At 74.9% G+C, this 26,094-nt stretch carries 23 protein-coding genes; 14 read left to right on the forward strand and 9 right to left on the reverse strand.

From position 1 onward, the window contains the following. Nucleotides 1-30 precede the first annotated feature (30 nt). From ACZ4K2_RS11280 to ACZ4K2_RS11295, 4 genes are all read right to left on the reverse strand, one after another. Nucleotides 31-1,242, reverse strand: a complete 1,212-nt coding sequence (locus ACZ4K2_RS11280; RefSeq protein WP_467471966.1) for an ROK family transcriptional regulator — start codon at nt 1,240-1,242, stop codon at nt 31-33. Nucleotides 1,243-1,467: 225 nt separating this feature from the next. Further along, nucleotides 1,468-2,295: a hypothetical protein gene (locus ACZ4K2_RS11285; RefSeq protein WP_467471968.1), complete on the reverse strand. Its 828-nt coding sequence runs from the start codon at nt 2,293-2,295 to the stop codon at nt 1,468-1,470. Between the two features lie 80 nt (nt 2,296-2,375). After that, nucleotides 2,376-2,516: a hypothetical protein gene (locus ACZ4K2_RS11290; protein WP_467471971.1), complete on the reverse strand. Its 141-nt coding sequence runs from the start codon at nt 2,514-2,516 to the stop codon at nt 2,376-2,378. Between the two features lie 137 nt (nt 2,517-2,653). After that, nucleotides 2,654-3,760 carry a mechanosensitive ion channel family protein gene (locus tag ACZ4K2_RS11295; protein WP_467471973.1) on the reverse strand — a complete coding sequence of 369 codons (1,107 nt, stop codon included), beginning with the start codon at nt 3,758-3,760 and terminating at the stop codon, nt 2,654-2,656. A 316-nt stretch (nt 3,761-4,076) separates the two neighbouring features. Here ACZ4K2_RS11295 and ACZ4K2_RS11300 point away from each other — a divergent pair, with 316 nt between their 5' ends. The 8 genes from ACZ4K2_RS11300 to pepN all read left to right on the forward strand — a co-directional run bounded on the left by ACZ4K2_RS11300 (nt 4,077) and on the right by pepN (nt 13,335). Then, the gene (locus ACZ4K2_RS11300) at nt 4,077-4,613 is read left to right on the forward strand and encodes an HNH endonuclease (protein ID WP_467471975.1); all 537 of its coding nucleotides are present in this window, start codon (nt 4,077-4,079) and stop codon (nt 4,611-4,613) included. A gap of 543 nt (nt 4,614-5,156) precedes the next feature. Next, nucleotides 5,157-5,399 (forward strand): hypothetical protein, encoded by a 243-nt coding sequence (locus tag ACZ4K2_RS11305; RefSeq protein ID WP_467471978.1) that lies wholly within the window; start codon nt 5,157-5,159, stop codon nt 5,397-5,399. Further along, entirely contained in the window at nt 5,400-7,544 is a 2,145-nt protein-coding gene (gene malQ, locus ACZ4K2_RS11310; protein ID WP_467471980.1) for a 4-alpha-glucanotransferase, read from the forward strand. A gap of 115 nt (nt 7,545-7,659) precedes the next feature. Then, nucleotides 7,660-7,941, forward strand: coding sequence for a hypothetical protein (locus ACZ4K2_RS11315; protein WP_467471981.1), 282 nt, complete (start codon nt 7,660-7,662; stop codon nt 7,939-7,941). 224 nt (nt 7,942-8,165) lie between these two features. After that, nucleotides 8,166-9,092 carry a DMT family transporter gene (locus ACZ4K2_RS11320; RefSeq protein ID WP_467471984.1) on the forward strand — a complete coding sequence of 309 codons (927 nt, stop codon included), beginning with the start codon at nt 8,166-8,168 and terminating at the stop codon, nt 9,090-9,092. A 46-nt stretch (nt 9,093-9,138) separates the two neighbouring features. Continuing rightward, a complete protein-coding gene (locus ACZ4K2_RS11325) occupies nt 9,139-10,080 on the forward strand; it encodes a LysR family transcriptional regulator (protein WP_467471986.1) in 942 nt (313 codons plus the stop codon). 253 nt (nt 10,081-10,333) lie between these two features. After that, on the forward strand, nt 10,334-10,585 hold the full coding sequence (locus ACZ4K2_RS11330; protein ID WP_467471988.1) for a hypothetical protein: 252 nt from the start codon (nt 10,334-10,336) through the stop codon (nt 10,583-10,585). Nucleotides 10,586-10,761: 176 nt separating this feature from the next. After that, the gene (pepN, locus tag ACZ4K2_RS11335) at nt 10,762-13,335 is read left to right on the forward strand and encodes an aminopeptidase N (protein WP_467471990.1); all 2,574 of its coding nucleotides are present in this window, start codon (nt 10,762-10,764) and stop codon (nt 13,333-13,335) included. 108 nt (nt 13,336-13,443) lie between these two features. Here pepN and ACZ4K2_RS11340 read toward each other — a convergent pair whose 3' ends face one another. Further along, nucleotides 13,444-14,463 carry an aspartate-semialdehyde dehydrogenase gene (locus ACZ4K2_RS11340; RefSeq protein ID WP_467471992.1) on the reverse strand — a complete coding sequence of 340 codons (1,020 nt, stop codon included), beginning with the start codon at nt 14,461-14,463 and terminating at the stop codon, nt 13,444-13,446. A gap of 329 nt (nt 14,464-14,792) precedes the next feature. Between ACZ4K2_RS11340 and ACZ4K2_RS11345 the strand changes: the two genes are divergently transcribed. Continuing rightward, a complete protein-coding gene (locus tag ACZ4K2_RS11345; protein ID WP_467471993.1) occupies nt 14,793-15,362 on the forward strand; it encodes an RNA polymerase sigma factor in 570 nt (189 codons plus the stop codon). An 868-nt stretch (nt 15,363-16,230) separates the two neighbouring features. Then, nucleotides 16,231-16,731 (forward strand): hypothetical protein, encoded by a 501-nt coding sequence (locus ACZ4K2_RS11350; protein ID WP_467471996.1) that lies wholly within the window; start codon nt 16,231-16,233, stop codon nt 16,729-16,731. Nucleotides 16,732-16,808: 77 nt separating this feature from the next. Here the strand turns inward: ACZ4K2_RS11350 and ACZ4K2_RS11355 are convergent, their stop codons facing one another. Further along, nucleotides 16,809-20,111 carry a S8 family serine peptidase gene (locus ACZ4K2_RS11355; protein WP_467471998.1) on the reverse strand — a complete coding sequence of 1,101 codons (3,303 nt, stop codon included), beginning with the start codon at nt 20,109-20,111 and terminating at the stop codon, nt 16,809-16,811. A gap of 154 nt (nt 20,112-20,265) precedes the next feature. Continuing rightward, a complete protein-coding gene (locus ACZ4K2_RS11360) occupies nt 20,266-20,808 on the reverse strand; it encodes a CGNR zinc finger domain-containing protein (protein ID WP_467472000.1) in 543 nt (180 codons plus the stop codon). Nucleotides 20,809-20,915: 107 nt separating this feature from the next. Between ACZ4K2_RS11360 and ACZ4K2_RS11365 the strand changes: the two genes are divergently transcribed. The 4 genes from ACZ4K2_RS11365 (at nt 20,916) to ACZ4K2_RS11380 (ending at nt 24,011) form a co-directional block, all read left to right on the forward strand. Continuing rightward, nucleotides 20,916-21,362: a VOC family protein gene (locus ACZ4K2_RS11365; protein WP_467472002.1), complete on the forward strand. Its 447-nt coding sequence runs from the start codon at nt 20,916-20,918 to the stop codon at nt 21,360-21,362. Nucleotides 21,363-21,364: 2 nt separating this feature from the next. Beyond that, nucleotides 21,365-22,246, forward strand: coding sequence for a pyridoxamine 5'-phosphate oxidase family protein (locus tag ACZ4K2_RS11370; RefSeq protein WP_467472004.1), 882 nt, complete (start codon nt 21,365-21,367; stop codon nt 22,244-22,246). Nucleotides 22,247-22,248: 2 nt separating this feature from the next. Beyond that, a complete protein-coding gene (locus tag ACZ4K2_RS11375) occupies nt 22,249-22,749 on the forward strand; it encodes an NUDIX hydrolase (protein WP_467472006.1) in 501 nt (166 codons plus the stop codon). Nucleotides 22,750-22,871: 122 nt separating this feature from the next. After that, nucleotides 22,872-24,011: a serine hydrolase domain-containing protein gene (locus ACZ4K2_RS11380; protein WP_467472008.1), complete on the forward strand. Its 1,140-nt coding sequence runs from the start codon at nt 22,872-22,874 to the stop codon at nt 24,009-24,011. A gap of 12 nt (nt 24,012-24,023) precedes the next feature. On the opposite strand, the gene ACZ4K2_RS11385 is transcribed toward ACZ4K2_RS11380, so the two are convergent. Together ACZ4K2_RS11385 and ACZ4K2_RS11390 are read right to left on the reverse strand one after the other, a co-directional pair. Continuing rightward, on the reverse strand, nt 24,024-24,833 hold the full coding sequence (locus ACZ4K2_RS11385; RefSeq protein WP_467472010.1) for an SGNH/GDSL hydrolase family protein: 810 nt from the start codon (nt 24,831-24,833) through the stop codon (nt 24,024-24,026). Nucleotides 24,834-25,030: 197 nt separating this feature from the next. Further along, nucleotides 25,031-26,077 carry a hypothetical protein gene (locus tag ACZ4K2_RS11390; RefSeq protein WP_467472012.1) on the reverse strand — a complete coding sequence of 349 codons (1,047 nt, stop codon included), beginning with the start codon at nt 26,075-26,077 and terminating at the stop codon, nt 25,031-25,033. Between the last annotated feature and the right edge of the window lie 17 nt (nt 26,078-26,094).

The raw sequence follows: 26,094 nt of genomic DNA on the forward strand, positions 1-26,094 counted from the left end.
CGGACGGAAGGGGTGCTGCCGGGGTGTGGCTCAGCGCGAGGTGTCGAAGACCTCGTCGCGGGTGGTGGCGAGCGCGGACTCCAGCGCGCCGCGCAGTACGGGGCTCTCGCGGACCTCGCCGACGACCAGCCGGGGCCGGGCCGCGGCCAGTTCCTCCAGTTCGGCCTGGACGAGGGCGCGCAGCACCTCCCCGCCGGCCGTCAGGGCGGAACCGCTGAGCACGACGAGTTCGGGGTCGAGGACCGAGACGAGCGAGGCCAGGCCGGTGGCCAGCCGGGTCGCGTACGCCTGGAGCAGCTCCCGGTGGGGGCCGCCCGCGTGGTCGGCGGCGCGGGCCACGAGCGCGGCGGCGGCCTCGGCGTGCGGACCCGGGGGGACGTCGGGGAGGCCGAGTTCACGGGCCAGCCGCGGCACGGCCTGGGAGCCGGCCAGCTCCTGGTAGCCGCCGCTGTTGGCGCGGGCGACCTGCCGCACCAGCGGGGTGCCCGGCACCGGCAGGAAGCCGACCTCGCCGGCCCCGCCGGTCCAGCCGCGGTGCAGCCGGCCGCCGAGGACCAGGGCGGCGCCGAGGCCCTCCTCGTTCCACAGCAGCACGAAGTCCGCGTGGCCGCGGGCCGCGCCGAGCCGCTGCTCGGCGACGGCGGCGAGGTTGACGTCGTTCTCGTACTCCACCGGCATCGGCAGGGCCGCCGCGAGTTCGTCGAGCAGCGTGGGGGAGTGCCAGCCGGGCAGGTGGGAGGCGTACCGCAGCCGGCCGGTGTTGGGGTCGAAGGCGCCGGGCGTGCCGATGACCAGCCGGTGCACGTCGGACCGGGCGAGCCCGGCGGCCTTGACGGCGCCGTCGAGGGCGTCGGTGACCTGCTGGACGACCGGCCACGCCGGGCGGCGGCCGGGGGTGGGCAGTTCGTGCTCGCCGACCGTGCGGCCGGTGATGTCGGCGACCGCGGCGCGGATGCGGTACGGGGTGACGTCGAGCCCGGCGGCGTACGCGGCGCCCGGATCGACCGCGTAGAGCTGGGCGCTGGGACCCGGCCGGCCCTCGCTGGTGCCGGTGACCCGGACCAGCCCGGCGGCCTCCAGGCGGGCCAGGAGCTGCGAGGCGGTGGGCTTGGACAGGCCGGTGAGCTTGCCGATCCGGGTGCGTGACAGCGGCCCGTGCTCCAGTAGCAGGTCCAGGGCGGCGCGGTCGTTCATGGCGCGCAGGACGCGCGGGGTGCCCGGCGTACCGGCGGTTCCTGCCATGGGGTCGACACCTGCCCTTCCAGCCGCCCAGCTTTTCAGTGACCCGGGCGCGGCGTCCAGCCCTGGTCGGCGGGCGCGGGCGATCACTGTTAGGAAAGTTTCCTGTTGGGGTGGGAGGAACGTAAGCCGAGGACGGAGGGGGCGTCAATAGAGAGCGCCCCCGGAGGCGGCGCGGCCGTTGCTCCGGGGGCGCGGGTGCCGGGGGCGCGGACCGCCCCCCGGCGGCTACTTGACCGTCACGTGGTCGCCCGCGGAGGTCTTCGCGGCCGTGGTGGCGGTGCCGGCGAAGACGAAGCGGTAACCGCCGCTCGCGGTCGCCCTCACCGTGGTGGACAGGGCGCCGCCGACGCCGGAGGTGAGGGTCCTGACGTTCTTGTACGCGCCGCCGTCCGCCTTGAACTGGAGGACGACCTCGGCGCCCCGGAACCCGGTGTACCGGCCGGAGGACCAGTCGGCCCGCGTCAGCTTGCCCTTGACGGTCAGCGTCCGGCCCTTGACCGCGGGCTCGGGGGCGGCGTCCGTGGTCAGCAGCGCGGCGCGGCGCACCTGCACGGAGGCCAGGTTGCCCCAGGCCGTCACCTCGTTCGCGCCGTGCAGGTAGTCGTCCGAGACGCTCTCCTCGCTGTGCGCGTAGATGCCGGCGGCCTTCCAGGTGCCGGCGTCGGCGCCATCGGAGAGCGCCATGCCCGGAGCGGCGGCGATCTTCTCGGCGCAGCGCTCGGTGACCGTGGTGGCCGTCGAGGCGGTCGTCCGGCACACGGGCGGGGTGTCCGGACCCATGTCGTTGAGCATCGTCTTCAGGGTGCCGCGGTACAGCATCACCGCCTGGACGGTCTTGTCCTGGTCGATGACCAGGTTCTTGGGCCGGGTCAGGGTGTACGACACCGGTACGGTCACCGTCCTGGCGGCGCCGACCACGATCGGCTTGCCGTGGTTGACGGTGACACCGGAGAACTTCAGGGCCGGCGAACCGGCGGCCGACGCGGCGGGCGCGGCCAGCCCGGTCAGGGCCAGGGCGCCGGACAGGGCGGTGCCTATGGCGAGCTTTCGCATGCTTCCCCACATTCGAGACGGGCCCCTGGGCGACGTCGCGCTCCAGAACAAGGGCCCGTTGTGCTGGCGACCCTAAAGGATCACCGAATGCGGAGGAAAGCGAGGTCGAAACCGGCCGACCGGAACTGGTGGAACAGCTCCCCGGCGCCGTGGTTGTGGTCATCGTTCGGCTGCGACGGCACCATGGCGGTCCCCTCGACGTACTCCGGCCGAATCGGCATCGGCGATGCCTCTTCGGACGCTGCTGCCAGGCTGAGCCCGCGTCGGGCGCCCCGGGGGACGACGATGGGGCACCCCGCGCGCCGCGGCGCCGGGATGCCCCACCTGTTCACTCGAACGAGCATGCCGAACCGTTCCGTTACTTCCCCGGGGGCGCCGGCCGCTGCGGGACGATCGGGGACGCCGCCGCCGACTGCGGTGAATCGGCGTTGGAGTACACCGACGGTGCCGCCACGGCCGCCGTCGGGTCCGGGACGTCCTCGACGTCCTCCGTCGCCGTCGCGCCGCCCACGATGCGGATGCTCGCCGCGTCGAACGCCCGCTTGATCCGCCAGCGCAGCTCCCGCTCCACCGGCAGGGACTTGCCGGGCATCGTCCGGGCCGTCACCCGCACCACCATGGAGTCGATCAGCACCGAGTCCAGGCCGAGGACCTCCACCTGGCCCCAGAGCAGCTCGTTCCAGGGCTCCTCCTTGCTCATCTTCTCGGCGACCTCGTCGAGCGTGGCCTTGACCCTGTCCAGGTCCTCGCTCGCCCGGACGGTCACGTCGACCCCGGCCGTCGCCCAGCCCTGCGAGAGGTTGCCGATCCGCTTCACCTCGCCGTTGCGGACGTACCAGATCTCGCCGTCGGCCCCGCGCAGCTTCGTCACGCGCAGCCCGACCTCGATCACCTCGCCGGAGGCCACACCCGCGTCGATCACGTCACCGACGCCGTACTGGTCCTCCAGGATCATGAAGACGCCGGAGAGGAAGTCCGTGACCAGGTTCCGGGCGCCGAAACCGATCGCCACGCCCGCGACACCGGCGGAGGCCAGCAGCGGCGCCAGGTTGATCCTGAAGGTGCCCAGCACCATCAGCGCGGCCGTGCCGAGGATCAGGAAGCTGGCCACAGAGCGCAGCACCGAGCCGATCGCCGCCGACCGCTGCCGCCGGCGCTCCGCGTTGACCAGCAGCCCGCCCAGCGCGCCGCCGTCACCCGACGGCGAGGTGCGCCCCATCCGGTCGATCAGCTGGGTGATCGCCCGCCGCACCAGCGCCCTGAGGGCCACCGCCACGGTCAGGATCAGCAGGATCTGCAGACCCATCGCGAGCCACGTCGACCAGTTCTGCTCGACCCAGCTCGCCGCGTTCGTCGCGCTCTCCTGGGCGTCCAGGAGCGTCGGCACGGCCGGGGCCGTCGACTCGGACGGCGACGGCGACGGGGCCGCGGCGGCGGCCGTGAGGAGGGCGGGCAGGGACGACACGGCAGGTACCTCCAAGGTGCTGCGCGGTCCGTACCGGCGGGCGGTCAAGGTCACGAAAAGATCACCGGACGGACAGGACCACCACACTAACGGGGCACGGTGAGTGCCCCGTGCGGATCCGCACGGCGGGCGGGCAGGAGAGACACGGCTCACGCGGGCTTGAACAGGGCACCCGCCGGGGGATGGATCGGATGTGGTCGAAAACACTCCCAGCCCGTTACCGGGACATGGTGGCGCGTTCACCAGGCATGAGGGGAGACTGACTGCAGATCGTCCCGGCGCGAGCCACGCGCCGCCGACGCCCAAGGAGGCACCCGTGCCGCATGTCCTGGTCCTCAACGCGTCGTACGAGCCGCTCGGCGTCGTACCGCTCCGCCGCGCGCTCGTCCTCGTCCTGGAGAACAAGGCCGTCTCCCTCGAGGAATCCGGCGCCTACCTGCACAGCGCGACCGTCACAGTCCCCGCACCCAGCGTGGTCCGGCTCAAGCGATTCGTCCGGGTTCCCTATCGGGGGCCCGTTCCTCTGACCCGGCGGGCGCTGTTCGCCCGCGACGGGGGCCGGTGCATGTACTGCGGTGGCGTCGCAACCAGCGTCGACCACGTCATCCCGCGCAGCCGCGGGGGCAAGCACGTCTGGGACAACGTGGTGGCCTCGTGCCGCCGCTGCAACCACGTCAAAGCCGACCGCCACCTCGTCGAACTGGGCTGGCGGCTGCGGCACAAACCGGCTCCGCCGACCGGACTGGCCTGGCGCATCATCGGCACCGGACATCGCGATCCGCGCTGGCTGCCCTACTTGCAGCCGTACGGCGCCGACGACGCCCTGGCCCGGATCGGAGGCATCTCCGCCTGACCGGTCCGGGCCCGTTCGCATCCGGACGGGGGAGCACGGCCGGCTGCCCCCGCCCGGTCCCGCCCGCGAGTGCCCCCGCCCGGACCCCGCGCGCGTCCCGCCCCGGACGGCCCGGAGCCCGGCGCGCGGTACCGGGCGAACGCGCCGTCCGGCTCGGTCGCGCTCCGGCGCGCGACCGCGGTCCGCGACCGTCCGCCGTCGCGCCGCGCCCCGCCGCCCCACGCCGTACGAGCCCCCTGGCCCGCGCCGTCCCAGGGGCGCCCGTCCGGTGCGCAGGCCGTGCGGTGACCCACGCGTCCACCGCCCGGAGCGGTCGCCCGGGTAACGGCGGCCGTCCCCGGTGTACAGGCCGTACGCGCTGCTCCCGACCACCCGGTGCGCCCCCGGCGGTGCCCCGGCCGTGTCCCCTGCCCGAGGCCGGGGGCGCGCGGCCGGGTCACCCGGGCGCCCCTTTTCGCCGCGCGTGGGTTCGCACGCACGGGGTAGGCCTGCCGTAACCCGTCCGAAGCCGAAGCGTTCGGCACTCGATCAGAGGAGGCCCCCGTGGCCGCAACGGCACACCTCGTCCCGGCCCAGTTCAAACCCGTGGCGGACGCGTCCGCCGAGACCGACGACGCGGCCCTGTGCGTCTTCAGCGCGGAGAGCGCCTGCGCGCAGGCCCCGCTGACCAGTGAGCCGCCGCTGCCCGACGCGGAGCCGCTCACCAGCGAGCCCCCGCTCTCCGAGGCCACCCCGCTGACCAGTGAGTCCGACCCCTTCCCGGCCTCCTTCGCGCCGGGACAGTAGATGACCGCGGCGCCCGACGAGCCCTCTGGTACACACTTCGCGGACCTCGCCCGGCTCGCCGAGCTGCACGGGGTCGCCACCTCCTACCGCCCGGCCCCGGACCGCACCGTCCAGGTCCCCGCCGCCGCCGTGACCGCCGCCCTCGCCGCCCTCGGCGTCGACGCGACCGGCCCGGCCGCCGTGTCCGCCGCCCTCGCGGCCCGGGAACGCGAACTGCGCGAGCGCCTGCTGCCGCCGACCCTCGTCCGCTGGTGGGGCGCCGAACCGCCCGCCGCCCTCCGCGCGTTGCCCGCCGGCACCCGGCTCCGCGTCGAGACGGAGGACGGGGAGTTCCGGGAGGGGATCACGGACCTGCCGCTCGGCGTGCACAGGCTCAGCGCCACCGCCCCCGACGGACGGACCGGCGAGGCCGCCTACGTCGTCGCCCCGGACCGGCTGCCCGCGCCGCCCGGCCGCTCCCACGGCCTCATCGTCCAGCTCTACTCCCTGCTCTCCCACCGCTCCTGGGGCATGGGCGACCTCGCCGACCTCGCGGAGCTGGCCGGCTGGGCCGCGCGCACCGCCGGCGCCGGGTTCGTCCAGGTCAACCCGCTGCACGCGGCCGTGCCCGGCGCCCCCACCGACCCGTCCCCCTACCGCCCCTCCTCCCGCCGCTTCCCCGACCCGGTCCACCTGCGCGTCGAGGACGTCCCCGAGTACGCCTACGCCGGGGACCGCGAGCGGCTGGACGGGCTGCTGGAGCGGGCCGCGCGGCTGCGCGCCGGCGTCCTCGACGAGGGCGCCCTCATCGACCGGGACGCGGTGTGGGACCTGAAGCGCGAGGCGCTGGAACAGGTCCTGGCCGTCCCGCTGCCGCCCGGCCGGCAGGCCGCCTACGACGCCTTCCGCGCCACCCACGGCCAGGCCCTCGACGACCACGCCACCTGGTACGCCCTCGCCGAGGTCCACGGCTCCGACTGGCACACCTGGCCGGACGGGCTGCGCGACCCCCGCTCCGCCGCCACCGCGCGCGCCCGCGCCGAACTCGGCGACCGGGTCTCCTTCCACGCCCGCCTGGCCTGGCTCACCGACGGCCAGCTCCGGGCCGCCCAGCGCGCCGCCCGCGAGGCCGGCATGCCCGTCGGGATCGTGCACGACCTCGCCGTCGGCGTGCACCCGGCCGGCGCCGACGCCTGGGCCCAGCAGGACGTGTTCGCCGCCGGGATGTCCGTGGGCGCCCCACCGGACGCCTTCAACGCCCGCGGCCAGGACTGGGGCCTGCCGCCCTGGCGCCCCGACCGGCTCGCCGCCACCGGCCACGCCCCGTACCGCGACCTCCTGCGGGCCCTCTTCCGCTACGCGGGCGCGCTGCGCATCGACCACGTCATGGGCCTGTTCCGCCTCTGGTGGGTCCCGCAGGGCAGCCCGCCCACCGAGGGCACCTACGTCCGCTACGACGCCGACGCCATGCTCGCGATCCTCGCGCTGGAGGCCGCCCGCGCCGGGGCGCTGGTGATCGGCGAGGACCTGGGCACCGTCGAACCCGGGGTGCGTGAGGCGCTCCAGCGGCGCGGGGTGCTCGGCACCTCCGTGCTCTGGTTCGAACGCGACTGGACGGGCGACGGCCGCCCGCTGCCCCCGGACCGCTGGCGCGCCGACTGCCTGGCCACCGCCACCACCCACGACCTGCCGCCCACGGCCGCCCGGCTCACCGGCGACCACGTGGACCTGCGCGACCGCCTGGGCCTGCTGACCCGCCCGGCCGCGGAGGAACGCGCCGAGGCCGCGGCCGACGCCGCCGAGTGGCTCGCCCTGCTCGGCAGCCTCGGCCTGCTGGACACCACGGCGGCCGGACCGCCCGGCTCGGACGAGGAGGCGGAGATCCGGGCCGTCCACCGGTTCCTGCTGCGCACCCCCGCCCGGCTGGTCGGCGTCTGGCTGCCGGACGGCATCGGCGACCGCCGCCCGCAGAACCTGCCGGGCACCTGGGACCAGTACCCGAACTGGCGGCTGCCCGTGGCGGACCGCGAGGGCCGGCCGGTGCCGCTGGAGGAACTGGTGGCCTCGCCCCGGCTGCGGGCCCTGCTGGAAGCGCTGCGCTCGCCCGGACCACGCGGACCGGGCCCGGGGCCGGGCGAACCGCCGGGACCGTCCGGACAGCGGTGAACCCGCGGACCGGGGGCCCGGGGGCGGCCGTCCCCGGGCCCCCGGCGGCGCGGTCGGGCGGCGCAACCGGCACCCCGGGCGCGCGGGTCCGTCGGCCGTTCGCTAACTTTGCACCGTGGACAAGAAGAACGCCCTGCGCGCCGGCGCCCTGGCTTCCGGTACGACGCTGATGATGCTGCTCATGTCGTCCCCCGCGCTCGCGCTGACCCGCGACGACGGTGACGACCCCGGCAAGGGCCTGAGCGTCATCGAGACGCTGGGCCTCTACGTCTTTCTCCCGGTGGTGCTGTTCGTGGTGATCGCCGGCCTGGTCATGGTGCTGGACAAGTCGCGGGCCAAGAGCGACACCACCTCGTCCAACATCAACATCAAGGGTGACGCCCAGGCCAAGGCCTGACCGCACCACTGGTTCGTTCGCCGGGGGCGTCCGTCCTCCTGCCGGTACGCACGTGCGTACCGGCAGGAGGACAGACGCCCCCGGCGTTTCCGCACGTCCGGACACCGGGCCAACGACCCTTCAGGAATGCTGAAAAGAATGGTCTGAAAGATTCGATGGACCTGACGGTTCCGGCGCTGCGACGGTAGGGGCCCACCCGCCCGTCCCTCCCGGAAAGGCCCGCTGTGACCGCAGCCGCGCCGCAGACCGCCCCCGCCCCGGCCGCCCCCGCCCCCCGCCCCCGCCGGGCCACCGCCTCCCTGCTCGGCCTCGCCTGCGCCGCGCTCGCCACCGTCGTCTGGGCCGGCAGCTTCGTCACCTCACGCGGGCTGCACGACAGCGTCCCGCCGGTGCAACACGCCTTCTGGCGCTGGGTGATCGCCCTGCTCGTCGTCGCCCCCTTCGGCGCCCGGCAGGCCTGGCGGCAACGGCACCTGTTCCGGCGCCACGCCCGGTACGTCCTCCTCGTCTCCCTGCTCGGCGTCGTGGTCTACAACACCCTGGTCAACCAGGCCGGCCTGACCACTCCGGCCGCCACCATGGGCATGATCATGGCCTCCTCGCCCGTGCTCATGGCCGTGTTCGAACGGCTGGGCGGGGCCCGGCTGGGCCCGCGGCGCACCATCGGACTCCTCCTGGCCTGCACGGGCGTGGTGCTGCTCGTCGGCGGCGGCGCGGACTTCTCCGCCGGCGCGCTGTGGATGCCGGTCGCCGCCTGCTGCTTCGCCGGGTACAGCGCGCTGCTGCGCCGCCGCCCGGCCGAACTCGACGGCACCGCGTTCCTGTTCACCACGTTCCTCGCCGGCACCGTCCTGCTGCTGCCCGCGCAGGCCGTCAGCCTCGCCGTCCAGGGCGGCTTCCGCCTCGCCCCCGGCACGGTGCTGCCCCTGCTCTACGTCGGCGTGGTCTCCTCCGCGCTCGCCTTCTTCGCCTGGGGCAAGGCCATCTCCCTGATCGGCGCGGCCCGCGCCGGCATCGTGTACTACCTCCAGCCGGTCTGCGTGGCCCTGCTGTCCTGGGCCGTACTCGGCGAGCACACGGGCCGCCCCCAGTTCCTGTGCTTCGCGCTGATCCTCGCCGGGGTCGTCCTCGGCGCGGGCTCCCGCCGCTGACGGCACGTCCGCCGGGCCCGGGCCGGCCCCCGTGTAGCGTGCGCGCATGCCCGAGTGGGAGCTGAGGAAGCTGCGGATTCTGCGCACCCTGCGCGAGCGCGGGACCGTGACCGCGACGGCCGAGGCGCTGCACATGACCCCGTCCGCCGTCTCCCAGCAGCTCACCAACCTCGCCGCACAGCTCGGTGTGCCGCTGCTGGAGGCCCAGGGCCGCCGGGTCCGGCTCACCGACGCGGCCCGGCTGGTGCTGGCGCACACCGAGGCGGTGTTCGAGCAGCTGGAGCGGGCGGACGCGGCCCTGGAGGCGTACGCGCGGGGCGAGGCCGGCGAGGTCCGGGTCGGCGCCTTCTCCACCGCCGTGCCCGCCCTCGTCGTACCCGCCGTGCGCGCCCTGCGGACCACGCACCCGGGGGTGGCCGTCCGCGTCCGGGAGGCGGAGGCCGCCGAGGCGTACGACCTGCTGGCCGCCGGTGACGTCGACCTCGCGCTGTCCCTGGCGGCCGAGGCCCCGAGCGCGGCCGACCCGCGCTTCACCCACGTCCCGCTGCTGGCCGACCCGCTGGACGTCGCCCTGCCCCCGGACCACCCGCTGGCCCGCGCCCCGCGGCCCGCCCTCACCGACCTGGCCGCCGAGTCCTGGATCTTCGGCGGCAGCGGCCCCTGGTCGGACATCACCCGCCGGGCCTGCGAGGCGGCCGGGTTCAGCCCGCACCAGGGCCACTCGGCGTCCGGCTGGGCCGCGATCCTGGCCATGGTGGAGGCGGGGATGGGCGTCGCCCTGGTGCCGAGGATGGCGGCCGGCGGGCGGGCCGCCGTGGTCCTGCGGGAACTGGGCGCGGACCGGCCCGTGCGGCACGTGGTGGCGGCGGTCCGCCGGGGCGCCGGGGAGGCGCCGGCGGTCGACCGGGTGCTCCGGGCGCTGCGGCACACCGCGGACCGGGCGCGGGGGGCGGAAGGCGGCGCGGCGGGCGGCGCGGACGGCGGCTGAGGGAGCCGGGCCCGCCGGCGTCCGAGATGCCGAGCCACCGGGGGGCGGCTAGCTTGTTGGAGGAGGGCCGCGATCGGGCGGTGCCCGCCGTCGGCGAGTGCCCTGTTCCGGGGGCCGGCAGCGCGACCGGCGCCGACCGTGCCCCCCGTCCCCGCGGCAACACCTACGACCGCGCAGCGCCCGTTCGCACCGCGGTCGCGGCCATCGCCCCCGTACCGGAATCCCCCCGAGGGCGTGGAAGGAAGGTAGGCCCATGAAGACTCAACGCGTGCGGCGTCTCCTCGCGGCATCCGCGGCCGGTTTGGTCCTCGCCGGCGGTGCCACCATCAGTGCGACGGGTACGGCCTCGGCGGCCACCCCGGACCACGTCTCCGCCAACCGCGGCTGTTTCAACCGCGGCTGGAACGGCGGCTGCGGCTACGGCTTCGGCCGGAACGACTTCTTCGGCAGCGGCTACCGCAACGGCTTCGGCGGCACCGGCGTCGTGGTGATCGTCGTGGGCTGACCCCGGCCGCGGACCGCGGCGTGCGGCCCCCGGGCCGGACGGGCAGGGCAGCCCGTCCGGCCCGAGCCCTGCCCGGACCCGCCGGCGGGACCCGCCGCACCCGCCGACGTGCATCGCTTTCCGTGCGGCTCCCATGGAAGGATGGCGCAACCGACACATATCGAGGAGATGACCGGGTGCCTGGCACAAACCTCACGCGCGAAGAGGCGCGGCAGCGGGCCGAGCTGCTCACCGTTGACTCGTACGAGATCGATCTCGATCTCTCCGGCGCGCAGGAGGGCGGCACCTACCGGTCCGTCACCACCGTGCGCTTCGACGTGGCCCGCGGTGACACCGAGTCCTTCATCGACCTGGTGGCCCCGGCCGTCCACGAGGTGGTCCTCAACGGCGACCACCTGGATCCCGCCACGGTCTTCGCGGACTCGCGGATCGCCCTGCCGGGACTGCTGGCGGGCCGCAACGTCCTGCGGGTCGTGGCCGACTGCGCCTACACCAACACCGGTGAGGGCCTGCACCGCTTCGTCGACCCGGTCGACGAACAGGCCTACCTGTACACGCAGTTCGAGGTCCCGGACGCCCGGCGCGTCTTCGCCTCGTTCGAGCAGCCCGACCTCAAGGCCACCTTCCGGTTCACCGTGAAGGCGCCCGAGGGCTGGTCGGTGATCTCCAACTCGCCGACCCCGGAGCCGAAGGACGACGTCTGGGTCTTCGACCCGACCCCGCGCCTGTCGACCTACGTCACCGCGCTGATCGCCGGCCCGTACCACGCCGTGCACAGCGTGTACGAGAAGGACGGCCGCACCGTCCCGCTCGGCATCTACTGCCGGCCCTCGCTCGCCGAGCACCTCGACGCGGACGCCATCTTCGAGGTGACCCGGCAGGGCTTCGACTGGTTCCAGGAGAAGTTCGACTACGCCTACCCCTTCGAGAAGTACGACCAGCTCTTCGTGCCCGAGTTCAACGCGGGCGCCATGGAGAACGCGGGCGCGGTCACGCTCCGGGACCAGTACGTCTTCCGGTCCAAGGTGACCGACGCCGCGTACGAGATGCGGGCCGCCACGATCCTGCACGAGCTGGCCCACATGTGGTTCGGCGACCTGGTCACCATGGAGTGGTGGAACGACCTGTGGCTGAACGAGTCGTTCGCCACCTACGCCGAGGTCGCCTGCCAGGCCGCCGCGCCCGCCTCGAAGTGGCCGCACTCCTGGACCACCTTCGCGAACCAGATGAAGACCTGGGCGTACCGGCAGGACCAGCTTCCGTCCACGCACCCGATCATGGCCGAGATCGGCGACCTGGACGACGTGCTCGTCAACTTCGACGGCATCACCTACGCCAAGGGCGCCAGCGTGCTCAAGCAGCTCGTGGCCTACGTCGGCGAGGACGAGTTCTTCAAGGGCGTGCAGTCCTACTTCAAGCGCCACGCCTACGGCAACACGCGCCTGTCCGACCTGCTGGGCGCCCTGGAGGAGACCTCCGGCCGGGACCTGAAGACCTGGTCGGGGAAGTGGCTGGAGACCGCCGGGATCAACGTCCTGCGGCCCGAGATCGCCATCGGCGACGACGGCGTGATCACGTCCTTCGCCGTCCGCCAGGAGGCCCCGGCGCTGCCCGCCGGCGCCAAGGGCGAGCCGACCCTGCGCCCGCACCGCATCGCGATCGGCCTGTACGACCTCGACGAGGCGAGCGGCAAGCTGGTCCGCACCGACCGGATCGAGCTGGACGTGGACGGCGAGCTGACCGCCGTACCGCAGCTCACCGGCAGGCGCCGCCCGGCCGTCGTCCTCCTCAACGACGACGACCTGTCCTACGCCAAGGTCCGCCTCGACGAGGAGTCGCTGCGGACGGTCACCGAGCACCTCGGCGACTTCGCCGAGTCCCTGCCGCGCGCCCTGTGCTGGGCGTCGGCCTGGGACATGACGCGCGACGCCGAGCTGGCCACCCGCGACTACCTCGCCCTGGTGCTGTCCGGCATCGGCAAGGAGTCCGACATCGGCGTGGTGCAGTCCCTGCACCGCCAGGTCAAGCTGGCCATCGACCTGTACGCCGACCCGGCCACCCGCGAGCCGCTGCTGACCCGCTGGACCGACGCCACGCTGGCCCACCTGCGCGCCGCCGAGGCGGCGAGCGACCACCAGCTCGCCTGGGCCCGGGCCTTCGCGGCGACCGCCCGCACCCCGGAGCAGCTCGACCTGCTGGAGGCCCTCCTCGACGGCACGCAGACCATCGAGGGCCTGGCCGTCGACACCGAGCTGCGCTGGGCGTTCGTCGAGCGGCTCGCCGCCGTCGGCCGGTACGACGAGACGGAGATCGAGGCCGAGTACCAGCGGGACCGGACGGCGGCCGGTGAGCGGCACGCGGCCACCGCCCGCGCCTCCCGCCCGACGCCGGAGGCCAAGGCGGAGGCGTGGTCCTCCGTCATCGACTCCGACAAGCTGCCCAACGCCGTGCAGGAGGCCGTGATCGGCGGCTTCGTCCAGACCGACCAGCGGGAGCTGCTCGCCCCCTACGCGGACCGGTACTTCGAGGCCCTCAAGGGCGTCTGGGAGTCCCGCTCGCACGAGATGGCCCAGCAGATCGCCGTCGGCCTGTACCCGTCGGTCCAGGTCTCCGAGGAGACCCTGGCCGCCACGGACGAATGGCTGGCCGCGGCCGGGCCGAGCGCGGCCCTGCGCCGCCTCGTCTCGGAGTCCCGCTCGGGCATCGAGCGCGCGCTGAAGGCCCAGGCGGCGGACGCCGCGTCGGCCTGACGCAGGAGCGGAGGGGGCGCCCGGTGCCGCACCGGGCGCCCCCTGCGCCGTCCGCGCACGCGGCAGGGGCGGTCACGGTGGCCGTGACCGCCCCTGCCGTGGGAAGTGCTACTTCGCGGACAGCTCCGCCGCCACCAGCTCCGCGATCTGCACCGCGTTCAGCGCGGCGCCCTTGCGGAGGTTGTCGTTGGAGACGAACAGGGCGAGGCCGTTGTCCACGGTCTCGTCGCGGCGGATCCGGCCGACGAACGACGGGTCCTGCCCGGCCGCCTGGAGCGGGGTCGGGATGTCGGAGAGGGCGACGCCCGGCGCCTTCGCCAGCAGCTCGGTGGCGCGCTCCGGGCTGATCGGGCGGGCGAACCGCGCGTTGATCTGGAGGGAGTGGCCGGAGAAGACGGGCACGCGCACGCAGGTGCCGGAGACCTTGAGGCCGGGGATCTCCAGGATCTTGCGGGACTCGTTGCGCAGCTTCTGCTCCTCGTCGGTCTCGTGCCGACCGTCGTCGACGATGCTGCCCGCCAGCGGGAGCACGTTGAAGGCGATGGCGCGCTTGTAGACCTGCGGCTCGGGGAAGTCGACCGCCGCACCGTCGTGGGTGAGCTTGTCGGCCTCAGCCGCCACCTTCTGCACCTGGCCGTGCAGCTCGGCCACGCCGGCGAGGCCCGAGCCGGACACCGCCTGGTAGGTGGCGACGACCAGCGCCTCCAGACCGGCCTCCTCGTGCAGCGGCCTGAGCACCGGCATCGCGGCCATCGTGGTGCAGTTCGGGTTGGCGATGATGCCCTTGGGGCGGTCGGCGATCGCGTGCGGGTTCACCTCGGAGACCACCAGCGGGACCTCGGGGTCCTTGCGCCAGGCGGAGGAGTTGTCGATCACGACGGCGCCCTGGGAGGCGACCTTCTCGGCCAGCGCCTTGGAGGTCGTGCCGCCCGCGGAGAACAGGACGATGTCCAGGCCGGTGTAGTCGGCGACCGCCGCGTCCTCCACCGTCACACCGTCCAGCACGCTGCCGGCGGACCGGGCCGAGGCGAACAGGCGCAGCTCCGTGACCGGGAAGTTCCGCTCCGTGAGGATCCTGCGCATGACCGTGCCGACCTGACCGGTGGCTCCGACGATTCCGACCCTCACAGTGACTCCTCCGTGTGTCTCTTGCCTGACCGGGGCGTTTCCATCATGCGGCCGACCCCGGCCCACCTGTCCAATTCTTTGCCGGGCCTGCCCGGGTAGTGGGACACGATCACCCGGCGGGCGGTTCCGTACCTTCACCGAACCCCGCGTTGAGCTGCAGAAATTCCCTCCCCGGCGGGCCCGCGCCGCAAGCTCTGCCGTCCCGACCCTGCCCCTCGGGGCCCCGGCCACACGAAGGTGTGACGTACGCCTCTGCGCCGGGGCGCGGCGGTCCGAACGTTCCGGCCCGCCGCCGCGTCGTAGGGGCAGACGCGTGAGGGGGGTGGCTTGTGCTGCGCGGAAGGGTGCGCCGCGACCGGGGACCGTTCGCCGACCCGGACCGGACCGGCGGTGCCGGTGCCGGTCCGGTGGGCGGCGATCCGCTGGACGCGGCCCAGGAACGCCGGGTGCGGGCGGTGCTCGCGCTCGGCGGGGTGCCGCAGTCGGACCTGCCGGACGGGGTGCAGCAGGTACGGCTGCGGCTGCTGGAGCGGGCGGCGAGCGGCCGCGAGGCGCCGCGGGACGTGTCGGCGTGGGCGGCGGTGGTCGCCTCCAACCTGGCCATGGACTGGCACCGGGCGAAGCGGCGCCGGGAGCGGCTGGGGGAGCGGCTCGTCGCGCTCGGCGAACCGGCGCACCCCTCCGGAGAGGAGACCAGCCTGCTCTCCCTCGCCGTCGCGCGGGGCCTGGACGAGCTGCCGGCGGCCCAGCGGCAGGTGGTGGTGCTGCGCTTCTTCGCCGACCTGCCGGTCCGGGGCATCGCCGAGGAGCTGGGCATACCCGAGGGCACGGTCAAGAGCAGGCTGCACACGGCGGTCCGCGCGCTGCGCGCCCGGCTGCACGAGGACGAGGTGGTGTGACATGACCGCCGGACACGAGGGCGCGCGGGAGTACGACGGCATGGACGCCCTGATGGCGGCGATCACCGGCGCCCCGCTGCCGGACGAGGCCCGCCGGGACCCCGCCTTCCGCTCCGCACACCGGGCGGCCGAGGCCGACCTGGCTCTCCTGCGGACCCAACTGACCCGACTGGCCGAGACCCTGACGGCAGACCCCCGGGAAGGAGCCCCGACGCCCGAGGAGACCCCCGAAAGCGCGACCACCCCGCCCCCGCCAACCGAACCGGAAGCGGCCGGGGGCGGTGAGACCGGGGCCGGTGAGGCTGGAGCCGTGACTGGGGACGGTGAGGCCGGATTCCGGGCGGCCGGGAACGTGGTGGCCGGGGGCGCTGCGACCGGGCCGGGAACGGTCGGGGGCGCCGGTACCGGGGACGCGGCGGCCGGGGACGCGGTGGCCGGGCAGGCGGTGGCCGGGTCCGGGGCGGCAGGAGGTGCGGCGCTCGGAGATGCGGCAGCCGGACCTGGGACGGCCGGTGATGCGGCAGCCGGGGACGCGGTGGCCGGGTCCGGGGCGGCGGGAGGTGCGGCGCTCGGAGGTGGGACGGCCGGTCATGCGGCAGCCGGGGACGCGGCGGCCGGGCAGGCGGTGGCCGGGTCCGAGGCGGCAGGGGATGCGGCGCTCGGAGACGCGGCGGCCGGGCCCGGGGCGGCGGAGGGCGTGGCGGCCGGGGACGTGGCAGCCGGGCCCGGGGCGGTCGGGTCCGGGGCGGCCGGGGCGGAAACGGGTGGGCCGGTGTCTGCTCGCGGTGGGGCGGCCGGGGGCGTGGTCGGCAGGAGGGCGGTGGGGGCCCGGGGGCCGGGGCGCCGGGGGGGTTCCGGGCCCGGGCGGGTGGCGCGGCCGGGCGGGCGGCGCCGGGTTCTGCGGTTCGCGCTCGGCTCGCTCGCCGGTGCCGCGGCCTTCTCCCTGGCCCTGGGGGTCGGCCTGCTGGTCCGGGACGGCGACGGCGGGTCGGCCGGGAGCGCGGCCGACGCCTCGGGCCGGAAGGCGGCGGCCCCGGAGCCCACGCCGGCCTGCGCGCGGCTGGTCGTGGAGGGCACCGTGACGCGGGTGGAGGCGTGGCCGGGAGCCGCGGCCGGCCGCGTCACGGTCGCCGTGCGCCGCTCCTACGAACCGGCGCACGGCCCGGCCGAGGCCGCGTTCCTGCTGGGCGCGGACGCGCGCCCGGCACCGCGCGCGGGACAGCACGTGCTCGTCGCCGTCCCGCGGGGGGAGCCGTACGCGAGCCTGTGGGTCGTGGGGACCGCCCGGGTGGCCGCCGAGCGGGCCCGCATCACCGGGGCCCTGCCCGGCTCCGGGGACCCGGCCTGCCCCTTCGGCGGAGCCCCCTGAGCCGCGGCCCCGGCCGCGGGACACGCGAAGGGGCGGGCGTCCACCCGGACGCCCGCCCCTCCCGTTCGGATCACCCGTTACGGCGTGACCTTGGCGATCTTCACGCTGCCGGTGCCCGCGACCGTGCCGCGCGTGTTCACGAGCTGCACCCGGCCGAAGAACTCGCGGCCGGCCGGAGCCTCGGCGGCGGCCGTGACCTGGCCGGTCACCGTCGCCGACGCGCCCGTGCCGAGCTTGACCGGGGCCGAGTCGCCGACCGTGACGGTGCCGAGCGCGGGCGAGAAGAACACGTCCCGGTAGTCGTAGTCGGTGGAGCCGGAGGGCACCGAGTAGCCCGCGACCTGGACGGTGTAGGTGCCGGCGGCCGGGGAGCGCACGGAGACCGCCTCCTCCGAGTCACCGTCGGCGGACTTGCCGACCTCCTTGCCGGCCGCGTCGTACACCGTCAGGTCCAGGTCGGCCGCGGTGTCCGAGACGCCCCCGATGGCGACGTCGAGCGAGGTCGCGCCCGCCGGGACCGTGACCGTGGTGGTCTGCGTCTCGCCCTGCCTGATGGCCGGGCGGTCGGACTTGGCCGAGCCGAGCGGACCGCCGACCAGCCTGCCCTCCAGCGCGGCGTACTTGTTGGCCACCGTCCAGGAGGCGGTCACCGGGGTGCCCACGCGGGCCTCCGGGACGGTCACGGTCTCCGGGTCGAAGGCCGCGCCGAGCACGGTGACGTCCAGCGTGTACGGGTTGTCCAGCAGCGGCGAGGTGCGGCGCGCCTCGACCTCGATCTCCCAGACGCCGGGCTGCGGGGCGTACGAGCGCACGTCGGGCTTGCAGCCGTTGCCGTCCAGGTAGTTGTTGTAGCAGTACGGGGTCGACGTGCTGTCGGACGGGACGCCGTACGGGTGGATGGCGATGAACCGGGTCTGGCTGGTGGCCTTCAGCCCGCTGATCGCGACCTCCAGCGACGTGGCGCCCTCGGGCACGGTCACGAAGTACGACTGCGTGCCGTTGCGCTGCACCGAGCCGGCGGCCGAGTAGGCGTACCGCACGGGGGCCGAGACCACGACCGTGGAGAGGATCTGCTTGTCGATGCCCTCGGTCCGCGGGTCGTCGACCTCAAGGATCGCGCTCTTGATGCCCGCCGACGACGGGGCGGCCTGCACCTTGACGGTCACCGGCCGGTTCAGCGGCAGCGCGACGACGTCGTCGCCGACGATCCGGAAGGTGTGCCCGGTGTTGTTCTCGAAGTGCAGCTCGTGCCGGACGGCCTTGTCCGGGCCGGAGGTGCGGGTGACGGTGATGTCGTACGTCTTCTTCTGGCCCGCCTTCAGGCCGCCCTCACGGTCGTAGAGGCCGGTGCCGAAGCCGGGGGTCTTCAGGGCGTAGTCGATCGCGGTGTCGACCGGCGCCTTGACGGTGTAGTCGTGCGCGGTGGCGCCGTCCTTGATCGACTCCCACGCGTCCGGGATGTTGATGAGGCCCGCGCCCTCCTCGTACGCCTGCACACCCTTGATGTGGTCGGCGGTCGAGGTCAGCGCCGTGCGCAGCCGGGCGGGGGTGAGGTCGACGCCCTTCTGCTTCGCGGCGCTCAGCAGCAGCGCGGAGGCGCCGGCGGCCTGCGGGGAGGCCATCGAGGTGCCCTGGAGCATCGAGTAGCCGGCCGGCAGCGAGTAGCCCGCCTCGGTCACCGGGGAGCCCGGCAGCCAGGTCTGGGTGGTGTTGATCGAGGCGCCGGGCGCGCTCAGGGTCGGGGTGAAGCCGCCGTCCTCGCGCGGGCCGCGGGAGGAGAACGGCATCATCGCGTACTTGGTCTCGACGGCCGAGCCGTAGTTCGCGGCCCAGGTCTCCTTGGAGACGGTCGCGCCGACCGAGATGACCTTGTTCGCCAGGCCGGGGTCGCCGATGGTGTTGACGCCGGGCCCGGAGTTGCCCGCGGAGATCACGAGCTGGACGCCGTAGGTGTCGATGAGCCGGGTGTACAGCTCGGCGCGCGCGTTGTTGCCGTCGTTGAGCGCGGGCAGGCCGCCGATCGACATGTTGACGATGTCGACGCCGCGGTTGGCGACGAGGTCGATCATGCCCTCGGTGAGCGCGACGTTGGTGCAGCCGCCGGTCCAGGTGCAGGCGCGCGAGGAGACGATCTTCGCGCCGGGGGCCGCGCCGTTCATCCTGCCGCCGAACAGGCCGTTGGCGGAGGTGATGCCGGCCACGTGGGTGCCGTGCTCGGACTCGATGACGCCGATGTTGACGAAGTCGGCCTTCTTGCCGACCCAGTCGCCGCCGTACGGGTCGGTGGGCACGTCCTTGCGGATCTGGACGACGAACGGCTGCCGCTCGACGACGTCGGTCTTCGGGTCGTCGGTGCCGAAGTAGCCGATCTGGTAGCCGTCCCGGTACGGCTTCATCGGCGCGTCGTCGGTGAAGTCGAAGTTGTTGTTCAGGTCGACGCGGACGGTGCCGGCGACCGGGTCGTAGAGGATGCCCCACGCGTCGGTGGTGTCGCCGTCGCGGTTGGCGTCGCCCTTGGCGTCGCCGCCGGCCGTGGCGGACTCGCGGAACAGGTTGACCTGGTAGTCGCCCGCGGGGGCCTTCCAGGTGACGCCGCCGTAGCCGAACGACGGGCCGCTGACCGGGTTGGTCATCCGGCGCCAGGTGCCGTCGCTGTCCAGGATCGGGTCGGTCGCGGTGACCCAGTCGACGATCTTCCGCTCGCCGGTGGTGGTCTTCTGCAGCGCCGGGTGGCCGAGGTCGACGCCGGAGTCCAGGATGCCGATGGTGACGCCGCGGCCGTCCGCCTTCGGGTGCTCCTCGACGAAGTCGACGGCACCGGTCTCGAAGGAGGGGTTGTACGGGTTCTCGGCCGGGGTGTTCTTCCCGGGGGCCGGGTACGCGCCCTTGACGGTGCGGGAGGCGCCGGAGGCGCCGGCGTCCGGCGCCGGGTCGTCGAGCGGGATCTCCCGCCGGAGGTCGATGGCGTGCACCGAGGAGAGGTCGGCCGCGGCCTTGATGGCCGCGTCGGCCTTGCCGGTGGGGACGGTGGCGCGGACGTAGCCGACCTCGTCGTAGGTGCGGCCCACGGAGCCGCCCTTGACCGCGTCCAGCTTCTCGGCGACCTGCTCGGTCTGCCCGGGAGCGGTGGCGATCATCATCGTGACGTTCTCGGCGCCGTCGGCCTTGGCCTCGGCGAGCGCCTCGGCGTCGTCCGAACCGAGCTTGTCGTGCCCGGACTTGACGCCGGCGTCGGCGGCCGGGGCGGGGGGCGCGTCCGCGGCGAGGGCCAGCGGCACCGGCCCCGCCGCGGAGAGGGCGGCCACCACGCCCACGGCCACGGCTATGCGGGCCAGGCGTCTCGGACCGGATATGGGATCACGCTCGGGCGTGTGGGTCATCGGCATCCCTAGGTGAAGGATCGAGCGGACGAGAGCGCTCAGCCTTACCGAACGGGCCGGAAATTGGGGGACCGTTGACCGAAACGAAATGAACGTATGGGGAAAACCCCCGGTGGGAAATGGGCGGTTGGTAACCCTCTGGGGTGGTATCCGCTCAGTTCTCCCTCGAACGCGCGTAATGGCGGGACGCCTTGGCCCGGTTGCCACACGCGGCCATCGAGCACCAGCGGCGGGTGCCGTTGCGCGAGGTGTCGTAGAAGCGCAGGACGCAGGCGGCGCCGGCGCAGGTGCGAATCCGCTCCGGGCCGCGCGCGAGCAGGTGCAGGTAGTCGCGGGCGGCGAGCCAGGCCGGGCCCCACGACGGGTCGGCGAACTCGGCCTCCTCGGCCGGGCCGTCGGCGGTCAGCCGGACCCGGACGCGCCCGTGCTCCAGCACGGCGTCCACGAGCGGGGCCGCCTCGGCCGGCGGGCCGGCCAGCGCGGCCTCCAGCGCCTCGCGCGCCGTGCGCAGGCGGCGCAGCACGCCGGCGTCGGCCGGGTGGCCGCCGGTCAGCCCGTTGCCCTCCAGCCACACCGCGAGCCCCTCCGTGTCCGTGAGCAGGTCCCGCCGGACGCCGTCCTGGATCCAGCGGGTGTTGAGCAGGTCGAGCGCGAGGGGCTCACCGGTGAGCGGGCGGGGGTCGCGGGGGGTGGGCATGGGCCCCTCCTTCTCTTCTAACCGCTCAATTGTAGGTAAGCGGTTGACCCGCTGTCGCCTAACCCTCTAAGGTCTTTTATGAAGGTTAGGAACCGAAGGAGGACCCCATGGCACCGCGGATCGCGCACGCAGGCCTGAACGTCACCGACCTCGACCGCTCGCTCGCCCTCTACCGAGACGTCCTCGGCTTCGCCGTGCTCGCCGAGGGCAAGGAGGACGACCGGCGCTGGGCGATGCTGGGGGAGGCCGGCGGCGCCCCCCTGGTCACCCTCTGGCAGCAGGCGCACGGGCCGTACGCCCCGGACCGGGCCGGACTGCACCACCTCGCCTTCACGGTCGAGTCGGCCGAGCGCGTGCGGGAGTACGAGACGGCGCTGCGGGCCGCCGGGGTGGAGTTCGCCCACGACGGCGTGGTGGCCCACCACGAGGGCGGCGCCACGGGCGGCCTCTTCTTCCACGACGCGGACGGCATCCGGCTGGAGATCTCCGCCCCGCTCGGTCCGGACGGCGCCCCCGCTCCGCACGCCTCGGCCCCGACCTGCGGCTTCTTCTGATCATGGGCACCTATCACGCGGGCTCGCTCGCCCTCCAGGCCCTGGCCGGGGTCCGCGACCGCGCCGACCACGTGGGCCGCTCCCTGGGCCAGGACGTCAAGCCGGTCGCGGCGGCCTTCCTGGCGCTCCGGCCGCTGCTGGTCGTGGGCGCGGCCGACCCGGGCACGGGGCGGGTGTGGGCGGCCGCGCTCACCGGCCCGCCGGGCTTCGTCCGCGCGCCGGAGCCGCGCCTGATGACGGTGGACGCCGCCCTGCCCGAACCGCTCGCGGCGGCCGGGGCGGCACCGGGCACCCACCTGGGCACCCTCGCCCTCGACCCCCGCACCCGCCGCCGCATGCGCCTCAACGGCCGGCTGCGGCCGGCCCCCCGCGGCTTCACCGTGACGGCCGACCAGGTGTTCGCCAACTGCCCCCGGTACATCCGGCGCCGGGAGTCCTGGGAGACCGTCGACGGCCGCACACCGGGCCCGGTCCTGCGCACGGACCACCTGACCGCGGCGCGGGCCGCGTTCGTCCGGGGCGCCGACACCTTCTTCCTGGCCACCGTGCACCCCGGCGGAGCCGACGTCAGCCACCGCGGTGGCGGTCCCGGCTTCGTCCGCGTCACCTCGCCGCGCGAACTGACCTGGCCCGACTACGCCGGCAACGCCATGTTCCTCAGCCTCGGCAACCTGCGCGCCGACCGGCGGGCCGGTCTGCTCTTCCTGGACTGGGACACGGGCGACACCCTCCAGCTCACCGGCGAGGCCCGCACCGAGTTCGCCCCCGACGGCGCCCGCACCGTCCGCTTCACCCTCGCCGAGGCCCGGTGGACCCCGGCCGCCCTGCCGCTGCGCTGGTCGCCACCGGTGGACGCACCGGCCGAGCTGCCCGCTAACGTCTAGGAATGAGACGGAAGTTGAGGGTGGCGGCCTACGCCGTGTGCGTCCGCGACGGACAGCTCCTGCTGGCCCGGTCACCCGCCCCCGACGGCACACCCGAGTGGGTGCTGCCCGGCGGCGGCATGGAGCACGGCGAGGACCCGTACGACACCGTCCGCCGCGAGGTCACCGAGGAGACCGGCTACCGCATCGAGGTGACCGGCCTGCTCGGCGTGGACTCCTCCCGGCGCGTCCTGCGTGCCGGGCGCCTGCCGCGCCCCACCGACCACCACGGATTGCGCCTGGTCTACGAGGGCGAGGTGACCGGCGGCGAACTGCGCTACGAGGTCGGCGGTTCCACCGACTTCGCCGCCTGGCACGACCTGGCCGCCGTCCCCGGGCTCACCCGCGTGGCGCTGGTCGACACGGCCCTGCGGCTGTGGCGCGAACGGCCCCCGCCCGGCCGCCCGGCCCCCGCCGTCGCGGACCCCCGCGAGGACGACCCCCGCCGGGACGGTCCCCGCTGAGCGGCAGGCCGCGCCGGAGAAGGGCCAAAAGTCGCTCAACCGGCCCGGGGCGGGGCAACCCGCGAGGGCGGCCCCGGGTCCCTCCCCCCGACCGAGCCACCCGGCACAAGCAGGGGGAAGACATGCGTGGACGTACGGCACTCCTGGGCGGTACCGCCCTGCTCCTCACGGCGGCCCTGGCCGCCCCGGCCGCGGCCGCCACCCGCGGTGGCTCCGGCGGCGGCCACCCGGCGACGCGCGCGGCGATCGAGGCACAGGTCCGGGCCGGGGTGCCCGGGGCGACCGCCACCGTGCGGGACGCCCGCGGCACCTGGTCCGCGACGGCCGGGGTCGGCGACCTCCGCACGGGCGCGCCCCGAACGGCCGCCGACCGGTACCGCGTCGCCAGCATCACCAAGACCTTCGTGGCCACCGTCCTGCTCCAGCTGGAGGCCGAGGGCCGGCTCTCCCTGGACGACACGGTCGACCGGTGGCTGCCCGGCGTGGTGCGCGGCCACGGCCACGACGGCCGCCGCGTCACCGTCCGCGGACTGCTCAACCACACCAGCGGGATCTACAACTACCTGGCCGACCCGGACTTCCGCCGCACCCACCTCCTCAGGGACGGCTTCCTCGCACACCGCTACGACACCCTCACCCCGGACGAACTGGTCGCGGTCGCCATGCGGCACGCACCGGACTTCGCGCCGGGCACGTCCTGGAACTACTCCAACACCAACTACGTCCTGGCCGGGATGATCATCGAGAAGGCCACGGGCCGCTCCTACGCCACCGAGATCAACCGCCGTGTCATCCGCCCCCTGCACCTGACGGCCACCTCCGTCCCGGGCACCCGGGTCACCGTCCCGCGGCCCAGCTCCCGCGCCTACTCCAAACTCGCCGACGCCACGACCGGCCCGACGTACGACGTCACCACCCTCAACCCCTCCATCGCCTCCGCGGCCGGCGAGATGATCTCCGGCTCGGCGGACCTGAACCGCTTCTACGGCGCCCTGCTGCGCGGCGAGCTGCTGCCGCCGCGCCAGCTCAAGGAGATGAAGACCACGGTGCGGATCGACGGCGTGCCGAACATCCGCTACGGCCTCGGCCTCGCGGACATCACCCTGTCCTGCGGGGTCCACGTCTGGGGCCACGACGGCGGCATCCCCGGCTCCACCTCCTCCGCCGTGACGACGGCGGACGGCCGGCACTCCCTCGCCCTGAACTTCAACGGGGACTGGGCGGGCGATCCGGAGGCGGTGAACGAGAAGGAGTTCTGCTAGGGGTCCGCCCGCTCAGGACGCCCGGGTCAGGACCGGCAGGTAGCCGAGCGACTGGCCCGGCGCGGTCGGGTGGTACGACTCGGTGAACGCCGGCACCTCGACGCTGTGCAGCCACGGGTGGGACGAGCAGATCTCGTGGCCGGCGAAGGCCGCCGTCACGTCGGCGAAGGCGAACCCGTGCCCGGCGGCGCGCCCGGCGATCACCGCGTTGAGGTGGTCCACGGCCTCGTTGAGGGAGGCCCGGTCGCCGTCCCGGAGCCCGAGTGAGCAATTGCCGCCGAGGTGGTACAGGCGCGGGTAGCCGAGCACCACGACCCGGGCGGCGGGCGCCTTGGCCCGGATGGCGGTGTAGAGGCGGTCCAGGTCGCGGGCGAGCGTCCCGTCCATGGTGGCGCGCGACCGGGACACGGCGGACAGGCACCGCTCGGTGCCGCCCAGCGCGCAGGTGGCCATGACGGCGGCGAAGCCCGAGTCGTGGCCGCCGACGGTGAGGGTGACCAGGCCGGTGCGGGCGCTGAGGTGGCCGAGCTGCTCGGTCAGGACCTCCCGCACACCGGCGCCGTTGCACGCGGCGAAGCTGAAGGAGGCCGGCGCGTGCGCCTCCGCCCACAGCACGGGGTAGGCCCGGCTGCTGCGCCTGCACTCCTTGCCGGAGGCCAGGTAGTCGCCGGCTCCGACGCCGGAGGAGTAGGAGTCGCCGAGGGCCACGTAGCCGCCGGCCGCGGTCCGGGGTGTCACCTGTGCCGTGGCGGGGGCGGCGAACGCGCAGGCGGCCGCGAGGAGCAGGGAGCACACGCCGGCGGCTGTTCGGGGCTTTCTCATGACTGACCTGTACCGCGGCCCTCGGGCCCCCCGCCCGCCCGGCTCACCCGCCCGGGTGAACCCTCACCCGGGCGGCGCAGCAGAAGTGGCGGCGCGGCGCGCACGAGGAGGGGCCGCCGACGCCCGGCCCGGCGGCCCCTCCGCTCCCCTCCCGGCTCCCTCCCCGGCGGCCCCCCTGCCCGTCGGCCGGCACGTCGCTACCGGGGCAGCACCACGACGTACGCGGCCGGGTCGCGGTCGCCGGACGCCATCAGCGCCGTCCGCACCACCGCCGCCTGCTGCTCCGCGGAGTCCCGCAGCTTCCTCGGCGTGATGTACACGACCGTGATGCCGAGGCGCTCCAGGTGCTCGCGCTTGCGGGCGTACTCCGACCACTGCGCGTCGTCGTCGTGCCGGGGCGCGCGGGTGTCGAGTTCCACGGCGACCGCCTGGTCCGGCCAGTAGGCGTCCAGGCCGCCCAGGTGCGGGCCGCCGGGCAGCCGCAGGTCGACGTTCCAGACCGGGTCGGGCAGGCCCTGCTCGCGGACCATCCGGTACAGGCGGTCCTCGGCGATCGAGCGGCCCTCGGCGAGCAGCGCGTCCACCGCGTCCACCACGTGCGGGCGGGTCAGCAGCCTCGCCCGCGTCAGCTCCCGGACCACGGCGGCCGGTTCGCAGTGGCCGGCGCGCACCGACTCGGTCAGCAGCCGGCGCACCGCCTCCGCGTCCGTCGGTTCCGCGACCGCGACCGCGTCCGCCAGCGCCCGCGGCGCCGGGGCCACCGGCAGGCCGCTCACCGTGTCCGGGGCGGGCAGGGAGGAGGTGCGCAGGACCCGGACGTAGCCCGTGGAGCGCAGCCGGCGCGGCCGCGGGACCAGGACGTCCACGTGGTCCAGCGAGGCCAGCGTCGGGGTGCCGGAGAAACCGTGCAGGGTCAGCGCCGCCAGGCCGGTGACCACCGCGTCCGCGTACAGCCGGCGGTGCGGGTTCCCGGCCGACGGCTGGGCGGGGACACCCGGTCCCGCCGCCGCGCGCGCCGCGTACAGCAGGGCGCCGTGCAGCCGTTCCTCGCCGGTGGGCGGACCGGGGTGCAGCAGGATCACGTTCGGCAGGAGTTCCCGCCAGGGGCCGTCCGGGCGGCACCGTTCGGCCAGTTCGGCCGCCGGGACGCCGTGGGCGCGCAGCTGGGCCGCCGTCTGGACGCGGCGGTGGACGTCGCGGAGGTGGCGGAGGGGGCGGGGGGAGAGCGGGGTGTTGTGGGTCATGGCTCCGAAATTCCCGC

The organism is Streptomyces sp. NPDC025833 (assembly GCF_055558055.1).

Excerpts from the sequence above, each read along its gene's own strand:
- ACZ4K2_RS11280 (WP_467471966.1), bottom strand. The coding sequence starts at position 1,242 with ATGGCAGGAACCGCCGGTACGCCGGGCACCCCGCGCGTCCTGCGCGCC.
- ACZ4K2_RS11285 (WP_467471968.1), bottom strand. The coding sequence starts at position 2,295 with ATGCGAAAGCTCGCCATAGGCACCGCCCTGTCCGGCGCCCTGGCCCTG.
- ACZ4K2_RS11290 (WP_467471971.1), bottom strand. The coding sequence starts at position 2,516 with ATGCCGATTCGGCCGGAGTACGTCGAGGGGACCGCCATGGTGCCGTCG.
- malQ (WP_467471980.1), top strand. The coding sequence starts at position 5,400 with ATGACCGCGGCGCCCGACGAGCCCTCTGGTACACACTTCGCGGACCTC.
- ACZ4K2_RS11325 (WP_467471986.1), top strand. The coding sequence starts at position 9,139 with ATGCCCGAGTGGGAGCTGAGGAAGCTGCGGATTCTGCGCACCCTGCGC.
- ACZ4K2_RS11330 (WP_467471988.1), top strand. The coding sequence starts at position 10,334 with ATGAAGACTCAACGCGTGCGGCGTCTCCTCGCGGCATCCGCGGCCGGT.
- ACZ4K2_RS11355 (WP_467471998.1), bottom strand. The coding sequence starts at position 20,111 with ATGACCCACACGCCCGAGCGTGATCCCATATCCGGTCCGAGACGCCTG.
- ACZ4K2_RS11360 (WP_467472000.1), bottom strand. The coding sequence starts at position 20,808 with ATGCCCACCCCCCGCGACCCCCGCCCGCTCACCGGTGAGCCCCTCGCG.
- ACZ4K2_RS11365 (WP_467472002.1), top strand. The coding sequence starts at position 20,916 with ATGGCACCGCGGATCGCGCACGCAGGCCTGAACGTCACCGACCTCGAC.
- ACZ4K2_RS11370 (WP_467472004.1), top strand. The coding sequence starts at position 21,365 with ATGGGCACCTATCACGCGGGCTCGCTCGCCCTCCAGGCCCTGGCCGGG.
- ACZ4K2_RS11375 (WP_467472006.1), top strand. The coding sequence starts at position 22,249 with ATGAGACGGAAGTTGAGGGTGGCGGCCTACGCCGTGTGCGTCCGCGAC.
- ACZ4K2_RS11380 (WP_467472008.1), top strand. The coding sequence starts at position 22,872 with ATGCGTGGACGTACGGCACTCCTGGGCGGTACCGCCCTGCTCCTCACG.
- ACZ4K2_RS11385 (WP_467472010.1), bottom strand. The coding sequence starts at position 24,833 with ATGAGAAAGCCCCGAACAGCCGCCGGCGTGTGCTCCCTGCTCCTCGCG.
- ACZ4K2_RS11390 (WP_467472012.1), bottom strand. The coding sequence starts at position 26,077 with ATGACCCACAACACCCCGCTCTCCCCCCGCCCCCTCCGCCACCTCCGC.